Origin of the sequence: Clostridium sp. AM34-9AC, assembly GCF_003480225.1 — a bacterium.
Classification (GTDB): Bacteria; Bacillota; Clostridia; order Lachnospirales; family Lachnospiraceae; genus Acetatifactor; species Acetatifactor acetigignens.
Genome location: NZ_QUIU01000037.1, coordinates 6,691 through 21,532, shown reverse-complemented (window position 1 = coordinate 21,532; position 14,842 = coordinate 6,691). Strand labels below are relative to the sequence as shown.

Genomic DNA, 14,842 nt, shown 5'->3' with positions numbered 1-14,842 from the left:
GCCGCGTTTCTTATACCCTGCCAAGGGCTACGGGGATATTTTGCTAACTTTCAATTCACTGTCATTATCGAACGAAAGAACTACATCATTTATTCAATGATCATAACGCAAATCCCATTCAGATATTATCCGTTCTCTTTTGCGAAATATTCCTTTGTCATTTTCACTACGACGCCGGACAGTAGGAAGACAGCGATCAGGTTGGGGATGACCATGAGTCCGTTGAAGGTCTCGGCGATGCTCCACATCAGTCCCAAGTTCATGGTAGCACCCACGATAGCTGTAAGGGAATACAGAACCATGAAAGGCATGTTGGAGCGGGAACCTAAGAGGAATTCGATACATCTTGTACCGTACAGTCCCCAGCCGATGATGGTGGAGAAAGCGAAACAGCACATGGCCACGGCGGTGAAAATGGATACCCAGTTGCCGTATACCGCGGTGAATCCGCCGATGGTCAGTTCCGCACCGGCTGCTTCACCGTAATTTACAGGTACGCCGCTGCACAGGATGACCAGAGCCGTCATGGTACAGATGATGATGGTGTCCACGAATACCTCAAAGATGCCGAAGAATCCCTGTTTTACCGGTTTCTTCGTATCGGCACAGGCATGAGCGATGGATCCGGTACCAAGGCCGGCCTCGTTGGAGAAGATACCGCGGGACACCCCCTTTTTCATACTCATGAAGAAGCTTCCTACCACACCGCCGGTCACGGAAGCGGGATTGAAAGCACCTTCGATAATAGAAGCAAATACAGCAGGTACAGACTTAATATGAAAAATGATCACACCCAGTGCCAGCACGATATACATGATCGCCATGAAAGGTACCAGCTTAGAGGTAACATTGCCGATACGCTTGATGCCGCCGATCAGGATCAGGGCAATGATGATCGCCAGAGCCACGCCGATGATCAGGTTGACAAGCTTCACAGCATCCGCAGGCAGTACGTTAAAGCTGCTCAGAGCAGAATCAATGGCAGTAGTGATGGTATTGACCTGTGTGGCATTACCGGTACCGAACACGGCCAGCACACCGAAAGCGGCGAACAAATACGCCAGGAAGTGCCATTTCTTATCCAGTCCATTCTTAATATAATACATAGGGCCGCCTACCAGGTCTCCCTGTGCATTGGTCTCGCGGAAGTGTACAGCAAGTGTTACTTCGGCGAACTTGGTGCACATGCCGAGCAGCGCAGATACCCACATCCAGAATACCGCACCGGGACCGCCAATGGCGATGGCGCCTGCCACACCTGCTACATTACCGGTACCAACGGTAGCTGCGAGAGCGGTACATACCGCCTGGAAAGGTGTCAGGGCTCCATCGGAGGCTTCTTTTTTCTTCATCATACGTCCCAGTGTCACCTTCATGGAATAGGGGAACTTGCGGATCTGCAGGAAGCGCGTCCGGATACTTAAATACAGACCGACGCCAATGATACAGATCATGGCGGGGACACCCCAGATAAAATTGTTAACAACACTGTTGACTGCTTCAATTGTGGATAACATAAACAGAATCTCCTATCATTTGTGGATATAAGGCAAATACCTTTATAGATTAACATATTTTCACATATGCTGCCACAAAAATCTTGATTTCCGGGCAGTGTATCATGGAATCTGTTTTTTCGAAAAGATAAATATTTGTTGCATGGAAGAAAATTCACAATTATTATAATAGAAAAGGGATAAATAAGGAGGACCAAAATGGAAGCAGATATCAGATGGCTGGACGATCCGAAGGTGTTCCGGGTCGGTCAGCTGCCAGCCCACAGTGATCATCCCATTTATGGGGATGTGGAGGAAGCAGCAGAAGGTAAAAGCTCTCTGGTGCAGTCTCTGGACGGAAACTGGGAGTTTGCCTATTCTGTGAATGCCGCAAGCCGTCCGGTGGATTTCTACCGGGACAATGCCGGGGATACAGAATTCGAAACGATCCATGTACCGGGGCATATTGAGTTATCCGGTTACGACAAAATTCATTATATCAATACCATGTATCCCTGGGAGGGGAAAATTTACCGCCGCCCGGCTTACACGCTGGGAAAAGGATTGGCAGAAGGTGCTTTCAGCGAAGCAGAGTATAATCCTGTAGGAAGTTATCGCAAGCGTTTTCACCTGGCGGAAGGCCTGCGGGGAAAAAGGGTGATCATCTGTTTCGAAGGTGTGGAACAGGCGATGTATGTCTGGCTGAACGGGCATTTCGTGGGATATGCCGAGGACAGCTTTACTCCCTCTGAATTCGATCTGACACCTTATATTAAGGAAAAGGACAATCTGCTGGCGGTGGAAGTGCATAAGCGCAGTACGGCTGCTTTTCTGGAGGATCAGGATTTCTTCCGCTTTTTCGGAATCTTCCGGAGTGTGGAATTATATGCCAAGCCGCAGTGGCACGTGGAAGACCTTTGGGCGAAGCCTTATTTTTCCGTAGAGGATGGAAAAGGCACGTTAGATGCAGCAATCAAAATATCTGCTGAGGGTGAGGGACAGCGTCCGGGCAAAATGCGTGTATGTCTGTCGGATGCCAACGGGAAATGCCTGTTGGAGCAGACACAGATTTTGCAGTCACAGGCGGAGCAGACGCTGCACCTTCGGGAAACATTGGCAGAAAAGGTAATCCCCTGGAGCCATGAGAATCCGTACTTATATCAGTTGGAGATCATGCTGACAGACAGTGAGGGGGAAGTGACGGAAGTGGTGCCTTATAAGATCGGCTTCCGGGATTTTATTTTGGATCCTACGGATAGAGTGATGAAACTGAACGGCGAGCGGCTGGTGATCTGTGGAGTGAACCGCCATGAGTGGAATGCAGCTTCCGGACGGTGTATTTCCCTGGAAGACATGAAATGGGACATCGAATGCTTCAAACGTAACCATATCAATGCCGTCCGCACCTGTCATTATCCGGACCGCATGGAATGGTACACATTGTGCGATGAAGCCGGTATTTACATGATGGCGGAGACGAATCTGGAGAGTCACGGCTCCTGGCAGAAGATGGGAGCTGTGGAACCTTCCTGGAATGTGCCCGGTTCCCTGCCGGAGTGGAAGGAAGCGGTAGTGGACCGTGCCAGAACCAATTTTGAATGCTTTAAGAATCATCCTTCGATCCTGTTCTGGTCTCTGGGAAATGAATCCTATGCCGGAGATGATATTGCTGCCATGCAGCAGTTTTTCAAGGAAAAGGACGATCAACGGCTGGTACATTACGAAGGTGTCTTCCACAACAGAGCTTATGAAGACCGGATCTCGGATGTGGAGAGCCGTATGTACGCATACCCGCAGGAAATTATAGATTACCTGGAACATGACCCCAAGAAACCCTATCTGTTATGCGAATATATGCATGACATGGGCAATTCTCTGGGCGGAATGAAGTCCTATATGGAATTATTGGACCGCTTTGAAATGTATCAGGGCGGATTTATCTGGGATTATATTGACCAGGCGCTTTGGGTGGAAGATGAAGTCACAGGACGGAGAGTCCTGCGCTATGGCGGAGACTTTGATGACCGTCCCAGCGACTATGAATTTTCCGGCAACGGAATTCTTTTCGCAAATCGCAGCGAAAAGCCGGCAATGCAGGAGGTGAGATACTATTATGGCATTCAGAATCGTGATCGGTGATGTGACCATCGGAATACAGGGACAGGATTTTGCCTATATTTTCTCTGTAGGAATGGGCGGCATGGAATCTTTATATAAGGATGGAAAAGAGTGGCTGTACCGGGCTCCCAGACCGGCTTTCTGGCGGGCAGCCACGGACAACGACAGAGGTAATGGCTTTGTTTTCCGCAGTGCGGTCTGGTCTGCGGCGGATCGTTTTGTGCGCTGTGTAAAGGTAACGGCCCGGATGGATGAGCAGGAGATCAGCATGCCTCCGGCACCGGAAAATAATAAATACAACGGTGATGAAACCTGTGACCGGTTTGAAATCTCCTATACTTACGAGACACCCACTGTACCGGTAACGGAAGTCACGGTAAGCTATCTGGTGGAATCGGACGGCCGGATCCATGTACAGGTGGATTATCTCGGAAAACAGGGACTGCCGGAGCTTCCGGTATTGGGCTTAAGATTTTTAATGCCCACAGCGGCGGAAGGCTATACTTACGAAGGTTTGTCCGGAGAGACCTATCCGGACCGTATGGCAGGAGGAATTCCCGGTGTGTATGAAGTACAGGGCCTGCCGGTGACACCTTATATGGTGCCTCAGGACTGTGGGATGCATATGCAGACCAAATGGCTGGAGATCGTCAGGAAGACTTCCCTGGATAATACAGACCGTGGAGAAAGAAGCAGCCGTTTAAAAATAACCGCGGAGGAGGGAAAACACTTCGCATTTTCCTGCCTGCCTTATACGGCACAGGAACTGGAAAATGCCATGCACCACGAAGAACTACCTCCCGCCCGCAGAACGGTATTGTCCGTTCTGGGAGCCGTCAGAGGCGTCGGGGGAATCGACAGCTGGGGCGCTGATGTGGAAGCCCCTTACCATATCAGCGGTGAACAGAACATCTCCTACGGGTTCTGGATCGAATGAAATACCTCCCCAATCGGACCCTGAACCAGGAGATCCGCGTGGCTGTCTCTGGGTGTTGCACTCTTGTTGATGACCACCAGCTTATCTCCCTGAAAATAATCAATTAACCCGGCTGCGGGATAGACAGCCAGAGAAGTGCCGCCGATGATCAGGACATCTGCTTCGTGGATGTATCTGACGGCGGCATTTATCGTCTTTTCATCCAGTCCTTCCTCGTACAGGACCACATCCGGTTTAATGGTGCCGCCGCATTTCTCACAGTGCGGTATGCCGGTGCTGTTTAAGATAGCATCCAGACCGTAGAACTGATGGCATTTTTCACAGTAATTGCGCAGTACCGAGCCATGAAGCTCCAGGACAGTCTTGCTTCCGGCAGCCTGATGCAGTCCGTCGATATTCTGGGTGATCACGGCCCGGACTTTCCCGGCAGCTTCCAGCTCTGCCAGTTTTTTATGGGCGGCATTGGGCTGTGCATTGGGGAAGAGCATCTTATTCCGGTAAAAACGGAAGAATTCCTCCGTGTGGGAACGATAAAAGGTGTGACTTAAAATCGTCTCCGGCGGGTAATCGTACTGTTGATGATACAGTCCGTCCACGCTTCGGAAATCCGGGATTCCACTCTCGGTGGAGACACCGGCACCACCGAAAAATACGATATTGCCGTAGGTATCAATGATCTTTTGCAATTCCTGAATCTGTTTGTTCAAATTTTCCATAAGTTATTCCTCCTTTTCCTTATGAGAATTACGAAAATTTTGAAAATATTGTTTCCGTATCGGTTGCAGGCTGGCGGCAGTAGTAATAACCGCCAGATATTTGAACATCTGCAGCAGAATGTAGACGCCACAGGAATAGAAGCTGTTGATGAACTTTTGCATGTCTTCGGAAAACCATGCGGTAAACAGGCCACAGCCGAAACGCAGCAGAACGGCACTGAGCAGAATCCCACAGGTCAGGATCCACAGTTCGAGATCTTTTGTGTCCCCATGGAAAAGTCCATGGATCACGCGGACGGTCAGCACACAAAGGGCAAGCAGTGCCAGCAGGAACATGGGCTGTCCCAACAACTGATAGATAGCGTTGCTCTTATTCAGAAGAGATACCATACCGGAACTGTAGATCTCATTGAAATCATATAAGGTCTCATCCTCAATGGAATCATAATCGGCAGCCTGAAACTGTGACAGTGTGGGGTACACGGTCAGGCAGGAGGCAAAGGATTCCATACGACGGATATCCGACAGCCGGCCGGCACTTTTGGCGGAACTGCTCAAAGCACAATCGGTGTATCCTGCAATTTTCCAGATATTCTGCAAAGTATCACTGAGGATACCGGGAATTTCTTCCGGCAGTACTCCACGGGATTGGGAGGAAAAATAGAGGGCACCGTCCGTCTTTTCGGTCAGCTCGCCACTGGCTACGGCTGCCCGCAGTTCGGAGAGGACGTTGCCATAAAAGGTCTGTGCACTGACGGCATTCGGGGCAATTCCCGAGTCCTGAACCGCATCCCGCAGTACCCAGCTGAAGTGATCGCCGGGAATCTCACCATCCCTTGTGGCCCAGTCTTCGGTATAACTGTCCAATAGTGGCTGAATCTGCTGCAGAGTGGGACTGGCTGCTTCTGCTCTGACAATAGTATCCCGGGAGATCCAGATGTCGGGATTGGTTCTCGTATTGCTGTCCAGATGATACAACAGGGACATCAGCTCTGCAAAATTTCCCTCCGTGCGGTCGTTGTTCAGGAAAACACCGTAGTGGATCCGGTTGACGACGGAGACACCGGTGTTGGCACCGAACAGGAGAAGGAGTGGCAATAACATGGTCAGGCAGTGAAGCAGAAGTGCCTTTGTGTTTAATTTCTTATGCAGGACCAGAATTACATAACCCACGTTCCATACCGTCATAACGGCGATAAACGGCAGGATCCAGACAGAATCCTCCCGGATCTGCCAGAAAAAGGCAAGAGTCAGTCCGGTCAGGAATGCCCAGGGCAGCTGTTTTGTCAAGGGGAGCCCTTTGCGCAGAGTCAGCCCGATCATGCTGGAAAATACCACCAGGACCATTCCCGGAACGATTGCCATGCGGTACAGCCGCTGCGTGACCAACAGCGTGAGGCTGATGGGGGAAAACAACAGGAGCAGATAGAGAATTGCCTGCCCATAGGGATTCTGCCATCTCACAGACACTGCGCGGACAAACAGCCATGCACCGGCCGCCTGCAACAGCGACAGCAGAACAGAGTAGGGAAGGCACAGCTTTTTCGCCAGTACCAGAAACAGCGGATAGCCGATTCCTTTTGCCAGTGTATAAGAATCGTAGCTGCCAAGCCACACGCCGCTCAGCAGATCGTAAGCATTCTCGAACAGCAGCCGGTCATCATAGCGCTGATTTGCCAGGATCATATAAGGGATCCTCAGTCCGGCGAGGATGCGGAAAACGGTCATCACCAGCAGGAGGAAGGGCAGATATCGGGAAAAATCTTTTTTGGATAATGTGGTATACATAAGGTTTCCATCCGTTTCTTTTTTCAGAAGTAGTATGTTAATTACATCATAGTGTTAGGTGAGTGATAAGTCAATCAGTGTCCGGTAAAGAAAATTTTCGAAAAAATTAAGAAAACCCTAAAATATGTGGTATTGAGACTGCCGTAGGAGATATGCTACAATAGATCGTAGGAAAGAATGGAGGCAGTATGAAAAGGAACCACTTGATTCCGAGGGAAAAAAGTAAAAAAGTGATCTATCTGGATCCCAGAGGCAGAGGCGTGGGAGAAAAACATTACGGAGCAAGGGCGTTATATGTTCTGGCGGTGCTGTGTCTGCTGTACTGTGTGGGGATCGGTCTTTTTGTTGCCTTCGGCAGCTACTTTTTCCTGGTCTGGGGTGTGATTGGTGCTTTTTGTGCTGCATGGGCATGGGTGCTGGCCCACAGAACCGTATATTACTGGATCCCCCGATGGCTGCATATTACATTCCGGAGTCTTGTGATGGCAGGGATGGTATTGCTTCTTATTATAGAAGGGATGATCGTCAGTCAGTTCCATGCCACGGCGCAGGAAGGTGCGGATTATGTGATCATACTGGGAGCCCAGTGGAAGACTTCCGGCCCCAGTTATGTGCTACAGAAACGGCTGGATAAAGCCATAGAATATCTGAATGCCAATCCGGAGACCAAAGTCATCGTGTCCGGTGGACAGGGATACAATGAACCCATCAGCGAGGCCGAGGGAATGCAAGGATATCTGGAAACCGCCGGGATCGATCCGGAGCGGATCCTCATGGAGGATGCTTCCACGAATACCACGCAGAATCTGATTTTCAGCGGAGAACTGCTGGACAAATCAGAGGACAGTGTTGTGGTTATTACCAACAATTTTCATATGTTCCGGGCGTTGGCTATTGCGAGAAAACAGGGCTATGCCCATGTAGAGGGACTGTCCGCGGGAACTTATCCCGTTACCGTACCGAATAACCTGCTGCGGGAGGCTTTCGGGGTAGTGAAGGACTTTATGGCAAACCATTTATAATACAGAATCACAGGCCTCTGTCGCGACATGTTTGCGGAGAAGTGGCGATACAGGCAGGAAAAGAAGAGGAAAATGTTATGGATATTAATGTGGGAGATGTATTGAAACTGAAAAAACAGCATCCCTGCGGCAGCAGAGAATGGGAAGTACTCCGTGTGGGAGCAGATTTCCGGCTGAAATGTCTGGGCTGTGGACACCAGATCATGATCGCAAGAAAACTGTTAGAAAAAAATGTGAAAGAAATCGTTGAAAAATCTTGAAAAGTGGACAGGAATATGGTATCATGTTCCTTCGTGAGACACTTTATTCCTTGCTCATATATAAAATATGGGCCAGAGACCAAAAGGAGGTAACTAACATGAACAAGTACGAATTAGCCGTTGTTGTTAGCGCTAAGATCGAGGATGATGAGAGAGCAGCCGTTGTTGACAAGTGCAAAGCACTGGTTGAGAGATTCGGCGGCAACATCACAGAAGTGGACGAGTGGGGCAAGAAGAAGCTTGCTTACGAAGTTCAGAAGATGAAAGAAGCTTTCTACTACTTCATCAGATTTGAAGCTGAGAGCACTGTTCCTGCAGAGATCGAGAGCCGTGTTCGTATCATGGACAACGTGATCAGATACTTATGCGTTAGACAGGACGAGGCATAAACAGAAAGCGAGAAGCGAAATATGAATAAAGTAATTCTTATGGGACGTTTAACAAGGGATCCTGAGGTAAGATATTCTCAGGGAGCTACCGCAACAGCGATTGCTCGTTTTTCCATAGCAGTAGATAGAAGATTTAAGCGTGACGGTGAGCCGGATGCTGATTTTATTAACTGTGTAGCGTTTGGCAGAACCGGTGAGTTTATTGAGAGATACGGCCACAAGGGAACAAAGTTCGTTGTGGAAGGACGTATCCAGACCGGAAGCTATACCAATAAGGATGGACAGCGTGTGTATACTACTGATGTAGTGGCTGAGAACGTAGAGTTCGCAGAGAGTAAGAACGCATCTGCCGGCAATAATGACGGCGGATACCAGAACGCTGGCTTTGGTGGTGGTAATAATGCCCCTGCTCCTTCCGGAGCAGGTGATGGCTTTATGAACATCCCTGACGGCATCGATGAAGAATTACCCTTTAACTAAGTTTCAGTGACAAGCGGAGCTGACACCCGCCTCTGCCCTGACAGATTCCGATAGGAGGTAATAATAATGGCTTTTAATAAGACTGAGAAGACCGATTCTCCGATGAGAAAAAAAGGCGGTATGCGCAGAAGAAAGAAAGTTTGCGTATTCTGTGGTAAAGATAACGTAATCGATTACAAGGATACAGCTAAGCTGAAGAAGTATGTATCTGAGAGAGGCAAGATCCTTCCTCGTCGTATTACCGGTACTTGTGCAAAGCATCAGAGAGCATTGACCGTTGCTATCAAGAGAGCACGTCACGTAGCACTGATGCCTTACGTAGCTGAATAATTCAGACTAAGACAATCATGAGAGACCAGCCCTTTGCGGCTGGTCTTTTTGTGTATACCATGAGCCGAGTACAGGGTAACAGTTGCGTTTGACGGGGGCCGGATGCTCCATTATAATAAAAAGAGAAAATTATTGGAGAAAAGGTATCGCAAAAGCATGAGTACAGATAAGCATAGATTAATACCAATTACTGATCTGCATACACCGGAACTGGAGATCTACAATGAACGCAGAGAGGTACAACTTTTTCATTATTATGAGCCAGAGCGGGGGCTGTTCATTGCGGAGAGCCCCAATGTGATTCTGCGGGCACTGGCAGCGGGATATGAGCCGCTGTCACTTCTGATGGAACAGCGGGAAGCGGATTCGGAGAAGGGCAGGGAAATCCTGGGGCGGATTGCAGAGGTGTCTGGGGAAATTCCCGTATATGTGGCATCCAATGAAGTGCTGTCGGAGATTTCCGGCTTTAAACTGGCGAGAGGAATGCTCTGTGCCATGCGCAGAAGAGCATTGCCGGAGATGGAAGACTTGTGCGGAAATGCCAGACGCATTGCTGTTCTGGAAAATGTTGTAAATCCCACAAATGTAGGCGCAATTTTCCGTTCTGCGGCAGCGTTGGGAATCGATGCAGTACTGTTGACGGGAGGTTGCAGTGACCCGTTGTACCGTCGGGCGGCAAGAGTCAGCATGGGAACCGTATTCCAGGTGCCGTGGACGATCCTGGAGACAAAGGACTGGCCGGAGCATACCATGGAACAGCTGCGGAAGATGGGGTATCATACCGTAGCCATGGCTTTAAAAGAAGACAGCTTGCGGCCGGATGATGAGAAACTGCATAATGTCGAAAAGCTTGCCATTATTCTGGGAACGGAAGGGGAAGGACTGGCAGCGGATACCATTGCGGATTGTGACGATACGGTGTGCATTCCCATGGCCCATGGTGTGGATTCCCTGAACGTGGCGGCCGCCAGTGCCGTGGCTTTCTGGGAACTGTGTAAGTAAGAGAACGGCTCTCCGTCCGGAAAAGCTGACAAAAAGCACAAATTTGACAGAGGAATATTGTCTATTCGTCAAAATAATATGGTGGCGGAGCGGGTTATTATTTGTTATAATAGAAGTTGTCGAACGCAAATATTGAGAGGTGTTCTTTCATGAAAAAACGAATCAGACTGAAAGGCAGGATCCGTACATATATCCAGTTTACCCTATATCTGGGCCTGTTACTGCTAGCTATCGATGCGGCGGTATTCATGTTGGATTTCCGTGCAGGACTGCTTACCTTCGGATTTACGATTTTTTATTTTGCAATTACCCTGACACTGTATTTCTACAACAAGCCGATCATCATGAACGAGCTGATCAGCTTTGCCACGGAATATGGTCAGATCCAGCGAAAACTGCTGCGGGATCTGGAATTGCCATATGCCCTTCTGGACGATTCCGGCAAGGTGATCTGGACCAACATTGCCTTTGAGAATGTGGTGCATCAGCCCAAGGGCTACAGTAAATCCATCACTTCCCTGTTTCCTACCATTACCCGGGACAGGCTTCCGGACGAATCTGGTGTGGACGAGGCACAGTATGAACTGGAATACGAGGGCTGTGAGTATGTGGCCAAATTCCGCAAGATTTCTCTGAAGGAGATGGCGGAACACAGCGATATGATTGATGCAGAAGGCTATAACGGTTATCTGATTGCCGTCTATCTCTTTGATGAGACGGCACTGCATATTGCACTGCAGGAAGTGGATGACCAGAGTCTGAGCGTAGGCATGATCTATCTGGACAACTATGAGGAAGCGCTGGAGAGCGTTGAGGAAGTCCGCAGATCCCTGCTGATCGCACTGATCGACCGTAAGGTGAACAAGTACATTGCATCTCTGGACGGTATCAGCAAGAAGCTGGAAAAGGACAAGTATCTGGTAATCATGCGGAAAAAAGCGGTAGCACAGCTGCAGGAGAACCGTTTCGATCTGCTGGAAGAGGTCAAGACCGTAAACATCGGCAATGAAATGGCAGTGACCATCAGTATCGGTATTGGTCTGGATGGCCTGACTTATGCACAGAACTATGAATTCGCCCGCACCGCCATTGATCTGGCACTGGGACGTGGCGGGGATCAGGCCGTGATTAAGACCCCGGAGAGCATCACCTACTACGGCGGCAAGAGTCAGCAGGTAGAGAAGAATACCCGTGTCAAGGCAAGAGTAAAAGCTCATGCCCTGCGGGAGATTATCACCGGAAAAGACCGTGTTATCGTTATGGGACACCGGATGCCGGATGTGGACAGCTTCGGTTCTGCGGTGGGTATTTACCGGATCGCCCAGACATTGGGCAGAAAGGCTCACATTGTATTGAACGAGGCTACGACCTCTGTACAGCCGCTGGTGGAGCTGTTTAAGAACAATCCGGAATATGACGAGGACATGATCATCACCAGCCAGCAGGCCATTGATATGGCAGGCAGCAATACGGTTCTGGTGGTGGTGGATGTCAATAAGCCCTCCATCACAGAGTGCCCGGATCTGCTTCGCTTCTGCAAATCCGTCGTAGTACTGGACCACCACAGACAGGGTACGGAGACCATTGAGAATGCCACATTGTCTTATGTGGAGCCTTATGCATCCTCCGCCTGCGAGATGGTATCCGAGATCTTGCAGTATACCTACGACAATATCAAGATCCGTACGGAAGAGGCGGATTGTATGTATTCCGGTATCATGATCGATACCAATAACTTTATGACCAAAACAGGTGTCCGCACCTTCGAGGCTGCCGCATTCCTGCGCAGAAACGGTGCGGATGTGACCCGTGTGAGAAAACTGTTCCGTGAGGATGCAGCAGAATACAAGGCCAAGGCGGATGCTGTCAGTCAGGCAGAGATCTACAAGCAGTTCTTTGCAATCTCTCTGTGTACCGCAGAGGATCTGCCCAGCCCTACCATCATTGGTGCGCAGGCAGCCAACGAACTGCTGAATATCAAGGGCATTAAGGCAAGTTTTGTACTTACCGATTATCAGGGCAAGATTTATGTCAGCGCCAGATCCATTGATGAGGTCAATGTACAGATCATCATGGAGCGTATGGGCGGTGGAGGCCACATGAATACCGCAGCCTGCCAGATGGAAGGCGTGGGACTGGTAGAGGCCATTGGCGTATTGAAGAACACCATCGACGACATGCTGGAATCCGGTGAGATCTAAGGGATTCCGTTTGAAAAGTTTTACCATATAAAATAGAAGATTCAGGAAAGGCAGGTTGATCCTATGAAAATTATTTTACTTCAGGATGAAAAAAAGCTGGGAAAAAAAGGTGACATCATTGAGGCCAGCGAAGGATATGCAAGAAACTATATTTTACCGAAGAAGATCGGTGTGGAGGCAAGCTCCAAGAATCTGAACGATCTGAAGCTCCATAAGGCAAACGAAGAGAAGGTGGCACAGGAGAATCTGGATGCGGCAAAGGCGCTGGCAACAGAGCTGGAGACCAAGCAGGTCGTGGTCAAGATCAAGGCAGGAGAGGGCGGAAGAACCTTCGGTTCTGTATCCTCCAAAGAGATTGCAACTGCCTGCAAGGAACAGCATGGTATCGAGATTGACAAGAAGAAAATCCAGCTGCCGGAGAGTCTGAAGAACTTCGGCTCCTATGAGGTAACAGTGAAGCTTCATCCCCAGGTGGCAGCGAAGCTGACGGTGAAGGTTACGGAGGCGTAGACGACCCCATGCCCGCAATGGATGAAAATGTAATCAAAAGAATAATGCCTCACAGTTTAGAGGCGGAGCAGTCGGTCATCGGCTCTATGTTTATTGACGCGGAAGCCATTGCGGCCGCCACAGAGCAGATCTCCGGAGAGGATTTCTACAACAGGCAGTACGGTGTGGTATTTGACACCATCGTAGAGTTGAACAATGAAGGAAAGCCCATTGACTTTGTCACTTTACAGGATCGGTTGCGATCCAAGGAGGATGTGCCTCCTGAGGTCAGTGGACTGGATTTCCTGACGAATCTGATTGCAGCAGTACCTACTTCCGCCAATATCAAGTATTATGCTGGAATCGTGGCGGAGAAGGCGACACTCCGGCGTCTGATCCGTACCAATGAAGAGATTGCCAATACCTGTTATAGTGGCAAGGAGAGCCTGGATACGATTCTGGAGAGTACCGAGAGCAAGATCAATGAAGTGGTACAGAAGAAAAACGTCAAGGAATTCGTACCGATTCGTACCGTAGTCATGAACGCCATGGACAAGATCGAGAAGGCTTCCAAACTGCACGGAACCGTCACAGGTATTGCCACCGGATTCATTGATCTGGACTATCGTACCGCCGGAATGCAGCCCTCGGACCTGGTGCTGATCGCGGCCCGTCCTTCCATGGGTAAGACGGCTTTTGTATTGAATATCGCGCAGCATGTAGCATTTAAGCAGAATCTGCCGGTAGCCATATTCAGTCTGGAAATGAGTAAGGAGCAGCTGATCAATCGTATGTTTTCCCTGGAATCCAGCGTGGATGCCCAGAAGCTCCGTACCGGCCAGCTGAATGACCAGGAATGGGAACGACTGATCGAGAGTGCCGGTGTCATCGGCAAGTCCAAGCTGATGATCGACGATACCCCCGGTATCAGCATTGCCGAGCTTCGTTCCAAATGCAGAAGAATGAAGCAGGAAAACGGTCTGTCCATGATCATCATCGACTACTTACAGTTGATGTCGGGAAGTGGCGGAAGAAGCAGCGATTCCAGACAGCAGGAGATTTCCGATATTTCGAGATCCCTGAAAGCAGTCGCCAGAGAGCTGTCCGTACCGGTGCTGGCATTGTCTCAGTTGAGCCGGGCTGTAGAGCAGAGACCGGATCATCGCCCTATGTTGTCTGACCTGCGTGAGTCCGGAGCCATCGAGCAGGACGCCGACGTGGTAATGTTCATCTACCGTGATGATTATTATAATCACGATTCGCCGGATAAAGGTATTTCGGAGATCATCATAGCCAAACAGAGAAACGGTCCCATCGGAACCGTACAGCTGGCATGGCTGCCGGAATACACCAAGTTTGCCAATCTGGAAAACGACAGAAAAAAAGATTTCTAAGTATATTACGAATACAGAACATAAAATACGAAAGAGAACAAGTGAGGGAGATTCCCCACACCTGTTCTCTTTCGTATTTTTATTATATGATGCCAGGGTCAAAAGGTCTAAGCCAACATGAGCTTGCTCATAGGTGGGTGAAAGACCTTAGGACCCGCCCCGATATGAGCATAAAAGTGGGATGATAATCCCACGATATGCAAATATTGGGTAGGGTGCT

At 49.4% G+C, this 14,842-nt stretch carries 14 protein-coding genes; 11 read left to right on the top strand and 3 right to left on the bottom strand.

All coding sequences use genetic code 11. The annotated features are described in order from the left end of the window. Positions 1–125 precede the first annotated feature (125 nt). Positions 126–1,517 (bottom strand): sodium:alanine symporter family protein, encoded by a 1,392-nt coding sequence (locus DW835_RS16605; RefSeq protein ID WP_118669698.1) that lies wholly within the window; start codon positions 1,515–1,517, stop codon positions 126–128. 198 nt (positions 1,518–1,715) lie between these two features. On the opposite strand from DW835_RS16605, the gene DW835_RS16600 reads away from it, so the two are divergent. Both DW835_RS16600 and DW835_RS16595 read left to right on the top strand, forming a co-directional pair. Next, positions 1,716–3,635: a glycoside hydrolase family 2 TIM barrel-domain containing protein gene (locus tag DW835_RS16600; RefSeq protein WP_118731447.1), complete on the top strand. Its 1,920-nt coding sequence runs from the start codon at positions 1,716–1,718 to the stop codon at positions 3,633–3,635. Next, complete coding sequence (locus tag DW835_RS16595) at positions 3,610–4,551, top strand: beta-galactosidase small subunit (RefSeq protein ID WP_118731446.1); 942 nt, start codon at positions 3,610–3,612, stop codon at positions 4,549–4,551. Before DW835_RS16600 ends, DW835_RS16595 begins: the two co-directional genes overlap by 26 nt. Here DW835_RS16595 and DW835_RS16590 read toward each other — a convergent pair. Next, positions 4,530–5,258, bottom strand: a complete 729-nt coding sequence (locus DW835_RS16590) for an NAD-dependent protein deacylase (RefSeq protein ID WP_347559400.1) — start codon at positions 5,256–5,258, stop codon at positions 4,530–4,532. The two genes, DW835_RS16595 and DW835_RS16590, sit on opposite strands and share 22 nt — an antisense overlap. Positions 5,259–5,270: 12 nt before the next feature. Beyond that, entirely contained in the window at positions 5,271–7,055 is a 1,785-nt protein-coding gene (locus DW835_RS16585; protein ID WP_118731444.1) for a hypothetical protein, read from the bottom strand. A gap of 188 nt (positions 7,056–7,243) precedes the next feature. On the opposite strand from DW835_RS16585, the gene DW835_RS16580 reads away from it, so the two are divergent. The 9 genes from DW835_RS16580 (at position 7,244) to dnaB (ending at position 14,622) form a co-directional block, all read left to right on the top strand. Beyond that, positions 7,244–8,077 carry a YdcF family protein gene (locus DW835_RS16580; protein WP_117465713.1) on the top strand — a complete coding sequence of 278 codons (834 nt, stop codon included), beginning with the start codon at positions 7,244–7,246 and terminating at the stop codon, positions 8,075–8,077. Between the two features lie 77 nt (positions 8,078–8,154). Next, a complete protein-coding gene (locus tag DW835_RS16575) occupies positions 8,155–8,337 on the top strand; it encodes a DUF951 domain-containing protein (protein WP_022312293.1) in 183 nt (60 codons plus the stop codon). A gap of 98 nt (positions 8,338–8,435) precedes the next feature. Next, on the top strand, positions 8,436–8,726 hold the full coding sequence (rpsF, locus tag DW835_RS16570; RefSeq protein ID WP_022154888.1) for a 30S ribosomal protein S6: 291 nt from the start codon (positions 8,436–8,438) through the stop codon (positions 8,724–8,726). Between the two features lie 21 nt (positions 8,727–8,747). Further along, positions 8,748–9,206 carry a single-stranded DNA-binding protein gene (locus DW835_RS16565; RefSeq protein ID WP_117465714.1) on the top strand — a complete coding sequence of 153 codons (459 nt, stop codon included), beginning with the start codon at positions 8,748–8,750 and terminating at the stop codon, positions 9,204–9,206. A 66-nt stretch (positions 9,207–9,272) separates the two neighbouring features. Further along, positions 9,273–9,536 carry a 30S ribosomal protein S18 gene (gene rpsR, locus DW835_RS16560; protein WP_022154890.1) on the top strand — a complete coding sequence of 88 codons (264 nt, stop codon included), beginning with the start codon at positions 9,273–9,275 and terminating at the stop codon, positions 9,534–9,536. Between the two features lie 156 nt (positions 9,537–9,692). Continuing rightward, a complete protein-coding gene (locus DW835_RS16555) occupies positions 9,693–10,538 on the top strand; it encodes an RNA methyltransferase (RefSeq protein WP_117465715.1) in 846 nt (281 codons plus the stop codon). 149 nt (positions 10,539–10,687) lie between these two features. Further along, positions 10,688–12,739, top strand: coding sequence for a DHH family phosphoesterase (locus DW835_RS16550; protein WP_118731443.1), 2,052 nt, complete (start codon positions 10,688–10,690; stop codon positions 12,737–12,739). A 63-nt stretch (positions 12,740–12,802) separates the two neighbouring features. Next, on the top strand, positions 12,803–13,249 hold the full coding sequence (rplI, locus tag DW835_RS16545) for a 50S ribosomal protein L9 (RefSeq protein WP_022312021.1): 447 nt from the start codon (positions 12,803–12,805) through the stop codon (positions 13,247–13,249). Positions 13,250–13,266: 17 nt separating this feature from the next. Next, a complete protein-coding gene (gene dnaB / locus DW835_RS16540) occupies positions 13,267–14,622 on the top strand; it encodes a replicative DNA helicase (RefSeq protein WP_117465767.1) in 1,356 nt (451 codons plus the stop codon). Positions 14,623–14,842: the final 220 nt, after the last annotated feature.